Below are 16073 nucleotides of genomic sequence, written 5' to 3' on the forward strand. Positions count from 1 at the left end.
TCACCCCGGCCCGCCGGCCTTTCACTGTGTGTCCCCGGTCAGCGCTGGCCGGCCGGAGCCCGGTTGCCGCCGGGCTGGGGGATGGTGGGAGTGCCGTCGCCGTCCTCGTCCTCGATCGCGACCGGCTCCTTCGGCAGCTTGCCGAGGACGACCGCGGAGAGGATCGCACCGAAGATCATGACGCCACCGGCGGTGATCGCCGCCGCGTGCATGCCGTCGGTGAACGCCACCCGGGCGATCCGGACGACGGTGTCGCGCAGTCCGTCCGGGAGCTGGTTGGCCACCGCGACGGCGTCGCCGAGGGCCTCCCGGGCGTGCTGGGCGACGTTGGCCGGCAGGTCGGACGGGAGCTTGTCGGCCAGGCCGCTGCGGTACACGGCGAAGCCGACGCTGCCCAGCACGGCCATACCGGCCGCACCACCGAACTGCTGGGTGGTCTCCAGCAGGGCGGACGCCGAGCCGGCCTTGGCCTTCGGGACGGTGGACAGGGCCAGGTCACCGACCAGGACCATGGCCATCATCAGGCCGACGTTCGCCACGCCGACACCGGTGAGCAGCACCCAGAGCGGGGAGTCGAACTTGGTGAGCAGGACGAAGGCGTAGCCGATGACGGAGACCGTGAAGCCCGCGCTGATGACGTAGGCGCGGTGCATCTTCTGCGACAGGACGGCCGCGACCGGACCGGCCACCGCGACCGCGAAGGACGGGATGAGGCACCAGAGACCGGCGCTCAGCGCGCTGAGCCCGAGCACCGACTGCAGGTACTGGGTGGAGAAGATGCCGAAGCCGACGATCGCGAACATCGCGGTGGTGTTGATCGCGGCCGAGCCGCCGAAGCCGCGGCTGAGCAGCAGCTTGGTGTCGATCATCGGGGTCTCGAGGCTGCGCTGACGGCAGATGAACAGCACACCGACCAGGACGCCGGCCCCGGCCGCGATGCCCGAGCCCAGGTTGAACTTGTCGGCGGCCAGCGTCTGCATGGCGTAGATGATCGGGAGGATGGTGCCGAGCGAGAGGACCGCGCTGGGCAGGTCGAAGCGGCCCGGGTTCGGGTCCTTGGACTCCGGCAGCAGGATCGGTGCCAGCACCAGCATCAGGACCATCGCCGGGATGTTGAGCAGGAAGACCGAGCCCCACCAGAAGTGGTCCAGCAGCAGACCGCTGACCACCGGGCCGATCGCGACACCGAGGCCGGTACCGGCGGTCCAGATGCCCACCGCCGCGGTGCGCTCCTTCTCGTCCCGGAAGATGTTCAGGATCAGGGCCCGGGTCGAGGGCATCAGGGTCGCGCCGCCGATGCCCAACAGGGCTCGGGCGATGATGAGTTGGTTGGCGCTCTCGGCGTAGGCCGCGCCGACCGAGGCGAGGCCGAAGCCCAGGATGCCGATGAGCAGCAGCTTGCGGCGGCCGATCCGGTCGGCCAGCGAGCCCATGGTCACCAGCAGACCGGCCAGGATGAAGCCGTAGATGTCGAAGATCCACAGCTGCTGGTCGGTGGTCGGGAGCAGGTCGGCACTGAGGAAGGGCACCGCGAAGTACAGCACCGAGGTGTCCATCGAGACGATGACCAGGGGCAGCACAAGCACGCCGAGGCCGAGCCACTCCTTCGCGCCGGCCTTGGGCGCCGCGTGGGCGCCGGAGGTGGTGCTCTGTTGGTTCGTCATTTCTAGGCTCTCTCCAGCCTTGTGGTGATTCGGTCGGACCAGTGGGTCGGACTAAGGGTCAGGTGGTTCGGACAGTATTTGTCCTGGCCATGTCACGTCTTGGACAGTCGGACCGACCCCGGGACGGGCCTGCTGAAGCCCGTCCCCGGGCCGGTCGTGGTGCGTCGTGCGGGTGGGGCTCGGTGCTGCTTACTTGCCGGCCTTGACGACGGCGCCGCCGTCGACCTTGAGCTGGAGGCCGGTCACGTAACGGGACTCGTCGGAGGCCAGGTAGGTGACCGCGTGCGAGACGTCGAGCGGCTCCACGTACGGGATCGGCATGCCCTGGACCACCGGGAACGCCAGCTCGGCGTCCTCGCGGGTGGGCGTCTCGACGTCCGGGCGGAAGACCTTGTACATCGCCGTGTTGTGCAGCATGACGGTGTTGGCGTTGGTCGGGTGGACCACGTTGAGGCGCCGGCCGGTCGGTGCGAGGTACGGCGCGAACCAGTTGACGTAGTCGTTCAGGACGGTCTTGGCGAAGGAGTAGCCGATGCCACCGGGGCCCATCGGACCCGGGGCGCCCGCCTCGGCTATGTAGGCCGCGGCCGAGCCGATCAGGATGATCGACGCGCCCTCGCCCAGGTGCGGCAGTGCGGCGTGCACGGTGTTGAGCGCGCCGCTCAGGTTGACGTCCACCGCGTCGGTGAACGCGTTCAGCGGGCGGTCCGCACCGACCGGGCCGATGGCCGCGTTGGCGACCACGACGTCCAGTCGGCCCAGCTCGGCCACACCCTCGTCGATCGCGGCCTTGAGTGCGGCGCGGTCGCGGACGTCGGCCTGCTTGGTGACGATGCGACGCCCGGTCTTCTCCACCAGCCGAGCGGTCTCCTGCAGCTCCTCGGCGGTGGCCAGGGGGTACTCGACGACCTCGATGTCCTCGCAGATGTCGATCGCGATGATGTCGGCGCCCTCCTCGGCAAGTCGTATCGCGTGGCTGCGGCCCTGACCGCGACCCGCACCGGTGATGACGACGACCTTGCCCTCAACGCGGCCCATAAGGCCCTCCCGATCATGTGTCGTTGAATTATTTATACCCAAGGAAACCTCCCCTCCGATGGGCTGGGCACCCCCTAATCGCCCCTGCCGAATCAAGACAGGGGTGGGGCTAGGGGTGGGTAAGGGGCCTGACTTGACAGGGCAGTTGGGACCTTCGCCGTTCACCTTCAGACTAGCGCGGCCCCCTGACAGCCCGTCGGCTCGCGGGTGGCCCCCGGTGCGTGCTAAGGGGCTTTCTAGGGGTTCCGCGCGGGCGCCTTCTCATTACGGTGGAGGAGCCTGGGCCGGGTGTCCAGCAATAACGTCGCGCGCATATGCGAATACGGGACGGGGGTTCGGTGGCGACCCGCCATTTCACATTCCCCGCCTCCCGATTCCTCGTCCGAACTCGTCGGCGCTCACACGGGAAGCGGGATAACTGAAATGGCCAACCTCAACTCCGACGAACGGCTTGTCGAAGCACTCCGGGCGTCGCTGAAGGAGACCGAGCGGCTGCGCGGGCAGAACCGGAAGCTCTCGGCGGCCATGCGGGAGCCGATCGCGATCGTGGGGATGGCCTGCCGCTACCCCGGCGGCGTCGCGTCGCCGGAGGACCTGTGGCGGCTGGTGGCCGACGGGGTCGACGCGGTGTCCGAGTTCCCCGACAACCGCGGCTGGGATCTCGACGGCGTGTATGACCCGACCGGCGAGCGGCCCAACACCACGTACACCCGGGAGGGCGGATTCCTGCACGACGCGGGTGAGTTCGACCCCGCGTTCTTCGGCATCGCCCCCAACGACACGCCGTACGTCGACCCGCAGCAGCGGCTGCTGCTGGAGGTCAGCTGGGAGGCGTTCGAGCGGGCCGGGATCGACCCGGGCACCCTGAAGGGCAGTTCGACCGGTGTGTTCGCCGGACTGATGTACCACGACTACCCGTTCAGCAGCGCGGCCGGCTCGATCGTCTCCGGCCGGGTGTCCTACACCCTGGGCCTGGAGGGCCCGGCGGTGACCGTGGACACCGCCTGCTCCTCCTCGCTGGTCGCCCTCAACCTGGCCGTCCAGGCGCTCCGTTCGGGCGAGTGCTCGCTCGCCCTGGCGGGCGGCGTGGCCGTGATGGCCACCCCCGAGACCCTGGTGGAGTTCAGCCGGCAGAAGGGCCTGGCCAAGGACGGACGCTGCAAGGCGTTCGGCGCCGGCGCCGACGGCACCGGCTGGTCGGAGGGTGCGGGCGTGCTGCTGGTCGAGCGGCTGTCGGACGCGCGCCGCAACGGCCACCCGGTGCTGGCCATCGTGCGCGGCACGGCGATCAACCAGGACGGTGCCTCGAACGGCCTGACCGCCCCGAACGGCCCGGCCCAACAGCGGGTCATCCGGGCCGCGTTGGCCAACGCCCAGCTGACGCCCGCCGACGTGGACGCGGTGGAGGCGCACGGGACCGGCACCACCCTGGGCGACCCGATCGAGGCGCAGGCGCTGCTCAACACCTACGGCCAGGGCCGGGCCGAGGCCGGGCCGCTGTGGCTCGGCTCGCTGAAGTCGAACCTGGGCCACACCCAGGCGGCGGCCGGGGTCGGCGGGATCATCAAGATGGTCATGGCGATGCGGCACGGCGTGCTGCCGCGCACCCTGCACGTCGAGCAGCCGTCCGCGCAGATCGACTGGTCGGCCGGAGCGGTCGAGCTGCTGACGGAGGCCCGGGACTGGCCGGAGACCGGCCGGGTGCGGCGGGCGGCCATCTCCTCCTTCGGCATCAGCGGGACGAACGCGCACGTGATCATCGAGCAGGCCCCGGCGGAGGCGGAGCAGCGCGAGGCCGTGGCCGCCGCTCTGCCGGTGGTGCCACTGGTGGTGTCGGCGAAGAGCGCGGAGGCGCTGCGGGCGCAGGCGACGGCACTGCTCGAACGGATCGACGGCGAGGGCGGGTCGGAGCCGGTCGACGTCGGGTTCTCGCTGGCCACGACGCGAGCGGTGCTGGAGCACCGGGGCGTGGTGGCCGGAGCCGACCGGGCGGAACTGGTGGCGGGGCTGCGGGCGCTGGCCGAGGGTGGGGGTGTGTCCGGTCAGGCGAAGGGCGGTCGGACGGCGTTCCTGTTCACGGGGCAGGGGTCGCAGCGGTTGGGGATGGGGCGTGAGCTGCACGGTGCGTTCCCGGTGTTCGCGGCTGCCTACGACGAGGTGTTGGCGGAGTTGGGCGGGTCGCTGCGGGAGGTGGTCTGGGGCTCCGACGCCGACGAGCTGAACCGTACGGTCAATACCCAGCGCGCGCTGTTCGCATTCGAGGTGGCGCTGTTCCGTCTGGTGGAGTCCTGGGGTGTGCGGCCTGACTACCTGTCGGGTCACTCCGTGGGTGAGATCGCGGCCGCGCACGTGGCCGGGGTGCTGTCGCTCTCCGACGCGGCGAAGCTGGTGTCGGCGCGGGCCCGGTTGATGCAGGAACTGCCCTCGGGTGGTGCGATGGTGGCGATCGAGGCGACGGAGGCCGAGGTGCTGCCGCTGCTGACCGACCAGGTGAGCATCGCGGCGGTGAACGGTCCGCGTTCGGTGGTGGTCTCGGGTGACGAGGCGACCGTGCTGCGGATCGCGGAGGGCTTCGAGCGGACCAAGCGGCTGACTGTCTCGCACGCGTTCCACTCCCCGCTGATGGACCCGATGCTCGATGAGTTCCGTTCGGCGGTCCGTGAGTTGACCTTCGCGGAGCCGGTGATTCCGGTGGTGGCTTCGGGTTCCTTCACGGACCCGGAGTACTGGGTGAGCCATGTCCGGGACGCGGTCCGGTTCGCCGACAGCGTCCGGGAGTTGGAGTCCTCGGGTGTCTCACGGTTCGTGGAGATCGGTCCCGACGGAATCCTGACCGGGCTGGCCCAGCAGTCGGTCGGGTCCGAGGGCGCGGTGCTGATCGCGACGGTGCGCCGGGACCGCCCGGAGGTCGCCACGCTGGTGGCGGCGCTGGGCCGACTGCACGTCTCCGGCGGCTCGGTGAAGTGGCCAGCGTTCTTCGCCGACTCGGGCGCCCGGCGGGTGGACCTGCCGACGTACGCCTTCCAGCGGAAGCACTACTGGCTCGACGCCGCCTCCGTCTCCGGCGGCGACGCGTCGAGCATCGGTCTGCTGCCCGCCGACCACCCGCTGCTCGGCGCCGTCGTGGTGTCGCCGGACGGCGAAGGGGTGGTGCTGACCGGGCGGCTGGCGCTCGGTACGCAGCGCTGGATCGCCGACCACGGGGTGCTCGGCAACGTCCTGCTGCCGGGCACCGCGTTCGTGGAGCTGGCGGTGCGGGCGGGCGACCAGGTCGGCTGTGACCTGCTGGAGGAGCTGACCCTCCAGGCGCCGCTGATCCTGCCGCCCGGTGGGTCGGTGCAGGTCCAGGTGGCGGTGGGGGAGGCGGACGGCGACGGTGACCGGCCCGTCACCGTGCACTCGCGGCCCGAGGGGGACGAGGGCGGGGCCTGGACCCTGCACGCCGACGGCGTGCTGACCTCCGGAGCCGCGGCACCGTCCTTCGACCTCGCGCAGTGGCCGCCGGCCGGCGCCACCGCGCTGAAGCTGGACGGCGTCTACGACCGGCTGCTCGCCCAGGGCTACGGCTACGGGCCGGTGTTCCAGGGCCTGAAGGCCGCCTGGAAGCGTGGTGACGACCTGTTCGCCGAGGTGGCGCTACCCGAGGTGGCTCACGCGGAGGCATCCCGGTTCGGGTTGCACCCGGCGCTGCTGGACGCCGCGATGCACGTCGCCCTGGTGGACGATGGCGAGGGCAAGGACGGCGAGCCGGTGCTGCCGTTCGTCTGGAGCGGGGTCACCCTGCACGCGGCCGGCGCCTCGTCCCTGCGGGTCCGCATCTCGCCCGACGGGCCGGAGAGCGTGAACGTCGTGGTGGCCGACGGTGTGGGTGTGCCGGTGCTGTCGGTGCGGTCGGTGGTGGGGCGGCCGGTGTCGTCGGAGCAGTTGTCGGCGGGGCGTGGGGTGGAGTCGCTGTTCCGGGTGGAGTGGCCGGTGGTTTCGGTCGGTTCTGCTTCGGGTGCACTGACCGCCTGGGAGGCGCTCCCGGCGGACGGTGCGGTGCCCGATGTGGTGGTGTTGGAGTGTGCGACACCGGCTGCGGGTGATGTGCCAGGCGCTGTCAGGGAGTTGGCCGGGCAGGTGCTGGGCGTGGTCCGGGACTGGCTGACCGACGAGCGGTTCGCCGCGTCGCGTCTGGTGGTGCTGACGCGCGGTGCGGTGGTCGTCGGTGACGGTGATGTGGTGGACGTGGTGCAGGCTCCGGTGTGGGGTCTGGTGCGGGCCGCGGTCGCGGAGAACCCGGGCCGGTTCGTGGTCGTGGACTGGGACGGTCTGGCCGAGTCGCGTGCCGCGTTGAGCGCGGTGGTGGCTTCGGGTGAGGTGGAGGCCGCGGTTCGGGCCGGTGTGGTGCGGGTGCCGCGGCTGGCGAAGGTCGGCGCGGTCGAGGGTGCGGTGCCTTCGGTGGTCGACGGCACGGTGCTGGTGACCGGTGGTACCGGTGGTCTGGGTGCGGTGGTGGCCCGGCACCTGGTGGTCGAGCACGGGGCCCGCAGTCTGGTGCTGACCAGCCGCCGGGGCCTGGGAGCGCCGGGTGCGGCCGAGTTGGTGGCCGAGCTGGAGTTGCTGGGCGCACGTGTGCAGGTCGCGGCGTGCGATGTGGCGGATCGCGCCTCGGTGCGGGCGCTGCTCGCTTCGCTGGAGCGTCCGTTGGTGGGTGTGGTGCATGTCGCGGGTGTGATGGACAACGGTGTGGTCACTTCGGTGACGCCGGAGCGGTTGGATGCGGTGTTGGCGCCGAAGGTGGATGCGGCGTGGCATCTGCACGAGCTGACCGCTGGCAGTGAGTTGGCGTTCTTCGTGATGTTCTCCTCGGCCGGTGGCATGGTGCTGGCGGCGGGTCAGGCGAACTACGCGGCGGCGAACGTCTTCCTGGACGCGCTGGCCACCCACCGTCGGGCGGCCGGTCTGCCGGCCACCTCGATGGCGTTCGGCCTCTGGGGCGTCACCACCGGCATGACCCAGCAGACCCACTCGCTGGAGGAGGCGGAGCAGCGGATGGCCCGCCTCGGTCTCCCGGCTCTCCCGCAGGCCGAGGCGCTCGCCCTGTTCGATGCCTCGATCGCGACCGGCGAAGCCGTCCTGGTGCCGCTCCGGATCGACCCCAAGGCCCTTCGCACGCAAGGCGATTCGCTTCCCGCCCTGCTGCGCGGACAGGTGACCGTCCGGCGTCGGGCGGCGGTCGGCAAGGCCGAGGCGGAGTCGCTGCGGCAGCGGCTGGCCGGGCTGGACGAGGCCGAGCGCGAGCGGGCACTGCTCGCCGTGGTGCTCGGGTACGCGGCCAACCTGCTCGGCCACAGCGGGCCGGAGGCGGTGGAGCCCGAACGGGACTTCCTGGAGGCCGGGTTCGACTCGCTGAGCGCGATGGAGCTGCGCAACCTGCTGAACAAGGCGACCGGTCTCCGGCTGCCCCCGCTGGTGGTCTTCGACAGCAAGACCCCGGCCGCGCTGGCCCGGCTGATGCAGGGCGAACTGGCCCTGGAACCGGTCGCCGCCACATCCGGTGGCGAGGCGGCCCAGGGCGGTGGCGCCGACGGCCGGCGCGGTCAACTGTCGGTCCCGGGCGACGAGATCGGCCGGGACAGCCTCAGCCAGCTGTTCCGTGAGGCGGTGCTGTCCGGCCCGATGGCGCAGGCGTTCGGCCTGCTGAGCGCGGTCGCCCGGACCAGGCCGAGCTACTCCTCGCTGGCCGATCTCGGCGCGGTCCCGCAGCCGGTGCGGCTGGCGGACGGCCCGGGCCGCCCCCGGCTGGTCTGCGTCAGCACCCCGATGGCGACCGGTGGCGCGTACCAACTCGCGCGACTGGCTTCGCACTTCGGCGACGTACGGCCGGTCTCGGCGGTGCCGCTGTCCGGGTTCGTGCCCGGGGAGAAGCTGGCCGACTCGGCGGAGGCCGCGATCGAGGTGCTGGCGGCGAGCGTGCTGGAGGCGGCCGAGGGCGAGCCGTTCGTGCTGGTCGGCTATTCGGCGGGCGGTCTGCTGGCCCATGTGACGGCCGGCTACCTGGAGTCGGTGCTCGGGCTCGGGGCGGAGGGACTGGTGCTGCTGGACACCTACCGCTCGGACAGCCAGAGCCGGGACGACCTGGACCGGGGCATGGTGGTCAGCATGCTGGAGAAGGAGCACATGTTCGGCCGCTTCGACAGCGCCCGGCTGGCCACCATGGGCCGCTACGTCGAGCTGGTGCCCAAGATCGTGCCGGGCAGGATCGAGGCGCCGGTGCTGTTCGTGCAGTGCCTGGAGGCGTTCTCGGGCCCGGGCGACGTGCCTGCCCAGGTCACGGAGTCGGACGACTGGATGGCGCACCCGTGGGACTCCTCGCAGGACGTCCGGCAGGTCCGGGCCAACCACTTCAGCATGCTGGAGTCCGAGGCGGCCGTGACCGCGGCGGCGATCGAGGACTGGCTCGCCGCGCGCGACTGATCCACTGCTGACCCACCGTCACCGGTCGCGGCCGGCGCCCCGTACGGACTCCATGCGGGCCGCCGGCCGCGTCGCGTCGCGGGGGAAGCCTGGTGGGGGCCGGTAAGGGCGCGGATAGGGGCTCGTAGGGGATCCTGCGAACACCCGTTCCTCCTAGGGTTGATGGTGGCTGATACGAAAGCGAATTGACGGTCAGTCACCACAATCCCTGAACTTCTCAGTCTCCGGCAGCGGCGAGCCACCTGCCGATGAAAAGGAGCCGAGCATGCGCTTCGGACTGCTCTACCTGCAGCAAGTCCCCCGGCCGTGGGCCGAGGACAGCGAGGAGAACGTCCTGCACGAGGCCCTGGAGCAGATCGAACTGGCCGACCGGCTGGGCTTCGACTACGTCTGGGCCTCCGAGCACCACTTCCTCGACGAGTACTCCCACTCCTCCGCCCCCGAGGTGTTCCTGGCCGCTGCGGCCGCCCGTACGGAGCGCATCCGGCTCGCCCACGGCATCGTCTCGCTGCCGCCGGCCGTCAACCACCCCGCCCGCGTCGCCGAGCGGCTGGCGACCCTGGACCTGATCTCCAAGGGCCGGGTCGACTTCGGCTCGGGCCAGGGCAGCACGCAGCACGAGCTGGGTGCCTTCAACATCGACCGGACCACCAAGCGCGAGCAGTGGCGCGAGGCCATCGGCGTGATCACCCGGATGCTCACCGAGGTCCCGTTCACCGGCCACAAGGGCCAGTGGATCGACGTGCCGCCGCGCAACGTGCTGCCGAAGCCGAACCAGAAGCCGCACCCGCCGCTCTGGGTCGCCTGCAGCTCGCCGGAGACGGTCGAGACCGCCGCCCGCAACGGCGTCGGCGCGCTCTCCTTCGCCTTCATGACCGAGGACGAGGCCAAGGAGCGGGTCGCGGCCTACTACGACCTGATCGCCTCCGACGAGTGCGTCCCGGTCGGCAAGGCCGTCAACGCCAACTTCGCGGTGGCGCTGCCCTTCCTCTGTCACGAGGACGAGGAGACCGCCTACGAGCGGGCCATGGGCGGCGTGAACTTCTACGTCAACTCGTTCATGCACTTCTACCTGCAGGGCGAGCACCGCCCCGGCACCACGGTGCTGTCGGAGGAGTTCGGCAAGAAGGCCCCGCTGCCCAAGGAGAACCAGGACCGGATGGACCTGGTGGTCCGCCGCGGCATCGGCACCCCCGAGAAGCTCCGGGAGATGATCCGGGCCCAGGAGGCGGCCGGCGTCGACCAGATCATCTTCCAGGTCCAGCTGGGTGCCAACAAGCACGAGCACATCGTGGAGTCCCTGGAGCTGTTCGCCCGCGAGGTCATGCCGGAGTTCGTCGAGCGCCGCGAGGCGCAGGACCTGGCCAAGGCCGAGCGCCTCGCCGTCCCGGTCAAGGAGGCCCTGGGCCGGATCGAGACCAGCACGGTGGACGTCTCCGACTACCTGATCCGCACCGACATGGAGCTCTTCGGTCCTCCTCAGCAGCCCGCTCCCGACGCCACCCCCACAGCGGCGGAGAACGGCAGCTGATTCCCCGGTCCCCGACGGCCGCCGCTCAACGGCGCGCGGCGGCCGTCGGGGACGCACGTACCAACGGCCCCGGGGGCGGGGGCCGTCCCTGCGCCACTCACAGCTGAGAGGTATTCAGATGTTGCACGCCTTCGACGAGTCGGCCACCATAGCCGGCGATCTCGACGCGATCTGGCGGACGGTGTCCGACGTCGCAGGATGGTCCACCTGGGATCCGCACGTCCTGGAGAGCGGCACCGACACGCCGTTCGAGGTCGGCGGCGGTGGCTGGACCATCTCGCGCATCGTGAAGGGCCGTCGTAGCTACTTCAAGCTGGTCGAGGTCGACCCCGGCCGCGGCTACACCACCGAGTCGCCGATGCCGCTCGGCAAGATGCTGATCATCAACAAGTACGAGCAGGCCGGCCCCGGCCTGGTGAAGCTCAGCCGCCGGGTCGAGGTGCACGGCGGCTTCGCGCCGGTCTACGGCTTCTTCTGGGCGAAGGCGTTCCAGGCGGACACCCGCGCCACCTTCGAGGAGCTGGGCCGCGAGATCAAGCTGCGCGCCACCCGAGTGGAGACGAGCCGATGACCAGAGCGATTGTGATCGGCGGCGGCCTCTCCGGCGTGCTCGCCGCGACGGCCCTCTCCCACCACGTGGACGAGATCACCGTCATCGAGAGCGACAGGTACCCGGACCAGCCCGCCCCCCGTCGCGGCATGCCGCAGGGCCGGCAGAACCACATGCTGACCGCGGGCGGCGCGCACGCCCTCGACCAGCTGCTGCCCGGCACCACGGACCTGCTGTTCGCGGCCGGCGCCCACAAGCTGGCGATGGGCCGCAACATCCTCACCCTGTCCTCCGAGGGCTGGTTCCGCCGGGTCGACGACGACGCCTTCTTCATCGCCTGCAGCCGCAACCTGCTGGACCACGTGGTCCGGCAGCAGGCGCTCACCAACCCCGCCATCACGGTGCTCCAGGAGACCAAGGCCACCGGCCTGGTCGGCACCGCGAGCCGGGTCACCGGGGTCCGGTACGAGAAGGGCACCGAGCCCGAGCAGACCCTCACCGCCGACCTCGTGGTGGACGCGACCGGCAGCCGTTCCAAGACCCCGCAGTGGCTCACCGACCTCGGTGTCGCCGAGCTGTACGAGGAGTTCCTGGACGCCGGTCTGGCCTACGCGGGCCGCCTGTACGAGGCGCCCGCCGACGCGGCCGCCGACTTCCCCGGCGTGCTGATCCAGACCGTCCCGAACACCGGCCGGCCCGGTGCCGGTGCGGCCTTCATGCCGCAGGAGAACGGCCGTTGGATCGTCTCCCTGATCGGCACCGCCGGCGGCCAGCCGCCGACCGGCGAGGACGGCTTCATGGAGTTCGCCCGCAGCGTGGGCCACCCGATCGTCGCCGACCTGATGGCCCGGGCCACCCCGATCGGTGAGATCAAGGGTTCGCGCGGACTGGCCAACCGCCGCCGCTACTTCGAGCGGCTGACGCTCCCCGAGGGCTTCCTCGCCCTCGGCGACGCGGTCACCGTGCTCAGCCCGAACTACGCCTCCGGCATGTCGATGGCGGCCTTCGGCGCCCTGGCGCTGCGGAACCAGCTCAAGTCGCACGGCCTGGAGCCGGGCCTGGGCAAGAAGGTCCAGCAGGACATCGCCAACAAGGTGGCCGGGCCCTGGAAGTCGGCCACCAGCACCGACCGTTGGTTCCCGGGCGTCCGGACCAACATCAAGCTCGGCAAGGGCACCACGGAGCAGAAGATCGCCGTCCGCTGGTCCAGGACCGCCGCCGAGCACCCCGGCCTGCTGAAGGCGACCTACCAGGTCGCCACCCTGCAGACGCCGCAGAACAAGGTGATGACCCTGCCGCTGGTGGGTGCCCTGCTGAAGGGGCCGCAGCTGGCCCCGCTCACCCCGGCCGAGGCCCTCGCGCAGTTCCCGCAGATCGGGAAGCTGCTCGACGCCGTGCCGGCCGACCTCTCCAAGGTCGAGCACTGACGGAGCGTCGGCCCCGGGGCCGACGCTCCGCCGCACCACCTCGCACCACCCGGCTGCACTGATCTTCCGACCACGGACCGCACTAAGGGGATGGCCTTCGGTGAGCACGAGCAACGAGCAGAGGCTTGTCGAGTACCTCAAGCGAACCCTTGCCGAGCTGCGCGATGCCCGCCGGTGCCTCGACGAGGCGGCGCGCAAGCCCGACGACGAGTCGATCGCGATCGTCGGCATGGGGTGCCGCTACCCGGGAGGCGTGACGTCGCCCGAGGGACTGTGGCAGCTGGTGTCCGAAGGGGTAGACGCGGTGTCGGAGTTCCCGGCCGACCGCGGCTGGGACCTCGACGTCTACGACCCGGAGCCCGGAAAGCCGGGGAAGACCTACTCGCGGGAGGGTGGATTCCTCCACGACGCGGGCGAGTTCGACCCCGGCTTCTTCGGGATCTCCCCGAACGAGGCCCTCGCGATGGACTCCCAGCAGCGGCTGCTGCTGGAAGCCTCGTGGGAGGCGATCGAGAGTGCGGGCGTCGACCCGCTGTCGCTGAAGGGCACCCGGACGGGCGTCTTCGGCGGCGTGATGTACCACGACTACGCCCAGGGCCGGGAGCCCGGGACCTCGGCCGCGGGCAGTCTGGTGACCGGCCGGGTGTCCTACACCCTCGGCCTGGAGGGCCCGTCCCTCTCGGTCGACACCGCCTGTTCGTCCTCGCTGGTGGCCCTGCACCTCGCGGTGCAGGCGCTGCGGCGGGGCGACTGCACGCTGGCGCTGGCCGGTGGCGTGACGGTGATGTCCAACCCGGAGATGTTCGTCTTCTTCAGCACCCAGGGCGGCCTGTCCAAGGACGGCCGCTGCCGGTCGTTCGCCGAGGCCACCAACGGCATGACCTGCTCCGAGGGCGCCGGCGTGCTCTTCCTGGAGCGGCTGTCCGACGCCCGGCGGAACGGCCACCCGGTGCTGGCCATCGTGCGCGGCTCGGCGGTCAACCAGGACGGTGCCTCCAGCGGCTTCAGCGCCCCCAACGGCCCCGCGCAGCAGCGGGTGATCCGGCAGGCCCTGTCCGGCTCCGGTCTCACCTCAGCCGACGTGGACGTGGTCGAGGGCCACGGCACGGGCACCGTGCTGGGCGACCCGATCGAGGCGCAGGCGCTGCTGGAGACCTACGGTCAGGGGCGTTCCGAGGACCTGCCGCTGTGGCTCGGCTCGCTGAAGTCCAACCTGGGCCACACCCAGGCGGCGGCCGGGGTCGGCGGCATCATCAAGATGGTCATGGCGATGAAGCACGGCGTGCTGCCGCGCACCCTGCACGTCGACCGGCCGACCACCAAGGTCGACTGGACCTCGGGCGCGGTCCGCCTGCTGACGGAGGCCCAGGAGTGGCCGGAGACCGAGCGTCCGCGCCGGGCCGGCATCTCCTCCTTCGGGCTGAGCGGCACCAACGCGCACGTCATCATCGAGCAGGTTCCCGAGCCCGACCGGGAGGAGCCGGAGACCGAGCCCAGGCCGCTGCCGGCCGTCCCGGTGGTGGTCACCGCGAAGACCGCCGCGGCCCTGCGGGCCCAGGCGGCCCGGCTGGTGCAGCACCTGGAGGCCCGGCCTGAGCTCGCCGTACCCGACCTCGGGCTGTCGCTGCTGACCACGCGTTCGGTCCTGGAGTACCGGGGCCTGGTGGTCGCGGCGGACCGGGCCGAACTGCTGGACGGGCTGCGGGCGCTGGCCGAGGGCGGGGGTGTGTCCGGTCAGGCGAGCGGTGGTCGGACGGCGTTCCTGTTCACGGGTCAGGGGTCGCAGCGGTTGGGGATGGGGCGTGAACTGCACGCCGCCTTCCCGGTGTTCGCTGCCGCCTTTGACGAGGTGTTGGCTGAGCTGGGCGGGTCGCTGCGTGAGGTGGTCTGGGGCTCAGATGCGGACGAGTTGAACCGTACGGTGAACACGCAGAGCGCGCTGTTCGCCTTCGAGGTGGCGCTGTACCGCCTGGTCGAGTCGTGGGGTGTGCGGCCCGACTTCCTGGCCGGTCACTCCGTGGGTGAGATCGCGGCCGCGCACGTGGCCGGGGTGTTCTCGCTCGCGGATGCGGTGAAGCTGGTGTCGGCGCGTGGTCGCCTGATGCAGGAACTGCCTTCGGGCGGTGCGATGGTGGCGATCGAGGCCACCGAGGAGGAGATCCTCCCGCTGCTGTCCGAGGGCGTCAGCATCGCGGCGGTGAACGGTCCGCGTTCGGTGGTGGTCTCGGGTGACGAGGCGACCGTGCTGCGGATCGCCGAGGGCTTCGAGCGGACCAAGCGGCTGAGCGTCTCGCACGCGTTCCACTCGCCGTTGATGGACCCGATGCTGGACGAATTCCGTTCGTTGGTCGGTAAGTTGAGCTTCGCCGAACCGTCGGTCCCGGTGGTGACCGGCGGCACGGTGACCGATCCCGAGTACTGGGTGAGCCATGTCCGGGACGCGGTCCGGTTCGCCGACAACGTCGGCAAGCTGGAGTCCTCGGGTGTCACGCGGTTCCTGGAGATCGGTCCCGACGGCATCCTGACGGGCCTGGCCCAGCAGTCGGTCGGGTCCGAGGACGCGGTGCTGATCGCTACGGTGCGCCGGGACCGTCCGGAGGTCGCCACGCTGGTGGCGGCGCTGGGCCAGCTGCACGTCTCCGGCGGCTCGGTGAAGTGGCCGGCGTTCTTCGCCGACTCGGGCGCCCGGCGGGTCGACCTGCCGACGTACGCCTTCCAGCACAAGCGCTACTGGCTGGAGTCCAGCACCGGTGGCAGCGACTTCGCCGGTCGGGAGGTGGAGCCGGAGGAGGACCCGTTCGAGGTCCTGGTGCTGCGGCAGCGGATCGACGGGCTGCCGGACGGCGACCGGGAGCGGGTGCTGCTGGAGGAGGTCCGGATCCACGTGGCGGCGGTGCTCGGTCATGCCTCGCACGACGAGATCGGGCCCGACCTGGCCTTCCAGGAGCTGGGCTTCGACTCGCTGGCGGCGGTCGAGCTGCGCAAGCGGCTGAGCCGGGTCACCGGCGTACCGCTGCCCGCGACGCTGGTCTTCGACTACCCGAACTCCCGGGCGGTGGCGGAGTTCGTCAACGCCGAGATCGACCCGGCCGGCGGCGCCGCAGTGGCCCCGCTGCTGGGCGAGCTGGACCGGCTCTCCGAGGCGCTCTCGGTGGTCGACCCGGCGGCGGGGGAGCGGGCCAGGATCACCGCCCGCCTGGAGGCCATGCTCCGCAAGTGGAACGACACCCAGGGCAGTTCGGTCGCCGACGAAGAGGACGACCTGCTCGACGAGGCCACCGATGACGAGTTGTTCGCGGTCCTGGACAGCGAACTCGGGATCTCCTGATCCGCACGTACGAACAGCCGGCCGGTTCACGAACAGCTTGAGACCGATTGAGGGCAGATGGGTACCGACGAGAAGC

At 71.1% G+C, this 16073-nt stretch carries 5 protein-coding genes and 2 pseudogenes; 5 read left to right on the forward strand and 2 right to left on the reverse strand.

The genetic code is table 11. The features are described from left to right. Window positions 1–38: 38 nt before the first annotated feature. Window positions 39–1664, reverse strand: coding sequence for an MFS transporter (locus OHV05_RS26280; protein WP_403041168.1), 1626 nt, complete (start codon window positions 1662–1664; stop codon window positions 39–41). Window positions 1665–1853: 189 nt separating this feature from the next. Next, window positions 1854–2702, reverse strand: a complete 849-nt coding sequence (locus tag OHV05_RS26285; protein WP_405019834.1) for a mycofactocin-coupled SDR family oxidoreductase — start codon at window positions 2700–2702, stop codon at window positions 1854–1856. A 423-nt stretch (window positions 2703–3125) separates the two neighbouring features. Between OHV05_RS26285 and OHV05_RS26290 the strand changes: the two are divergent. The 5 genes and pseudogenes from OHV05_RS26290 to OHV05_RS26310 form a co-directional block, all read left to right on the forward strand. Then, a pseudogene (locus OHV05_RS26290) lies at window positions 3126–9161 on the forward strand (type I polyketide synthase); the annotation flags it as partial. A 265-nt stretch (window positions 9162–9426) separates the two neighbouring features. Then, window positions 9427–10692: an LLM class flavin-dependent oxidoreductase gene (locus OHV05_RS26295; RefSeq protein WP_405019835.1), complete on the forward strand. Its 1266-nt coding sequence runs from the start codon at window positions 9427–9429 to the stop codon at window positions 10690–10692. Window positions 10693–10810: 118 nt separating this feature from the next. Further along, entirely contained in the window at window positions 10811–11263 is a 453-nt protein-coding gene (locus OHV05_RS26300; RefSeq protein WP_184912946.1) for an SRPBCC family protein, read from the forward strand. After that, complete coding sequence (locus OHV05_RS26305; RefSeq protein ID WP_405019836.1) at window positions 11260–12669, forward strand: FAD-dependent oxidoreductase; 1410 nt, start codon at window positions 11260–11262, stop codon at window positions 12667–12669. The genes OHV05_RS26300 and OHV05_RS26305 overlap by 4 nt, the downstream gene beginning before the upstream one ends. 106 nt (window positions 12670–12775) lie before the next feature. Continuing rightward, window positions 12776–15997: pseudogene (locus OHV05_RS26310) on the forward strand (type I polyketide synthase); the annotation flags it as partial. Window positions 15998–16073: the final 76 nt, after the last annotated feature.

Origin of the sequence: Kitasatospora sp. NBC_00070 (assembly GCF_045041205.1) — a bacterium.
GTDB lineage: Bacteria > Actinomycetota > Actinomycetes > Streptomycetales > Streptomycetaceae > Kitasatospora.

Bases quoted from the DNA above. Each gene is read 5' to 3' on its own strand.
- OHV05_RS26300 (WP_184912946.1), top strand. From the start codon at position 10,811: ATGTTGCACGCCTTCGACGAGTCGGCCACCATAGCCGGCGATCTCGAC.
- OHV05_RS26285 (WP_405019834.1), bottom strand. From the start codon at position 2,702: ATGGGCCGCGTTGAGGGCAAGGTCGTCGTCATCACCGGTGCGGGTCGC.
- OHV05_RS26280 (WP_403041168.1), bottom strand. From the start codon at position 1,664: ATGACGAACCAACAGAGCACCACCTCCGGCGCCCACGCGGCGCCCAAG.
- OHV05_RS26295 (WP_405019835.1), top strand. From the start codon at position 9,427: ATGCGCTTCGGACTGCTCTACCTGCAGCAAGTCCCCCGGCCGTGGGCC.
- OHV05_RS26305 (WP_405019836.1), top strand. From the start codon at position 11,260: ATGACCAGAGCGATTGTGATCGGCGGCGGCCTCTCCGGCGTGCTCGCC.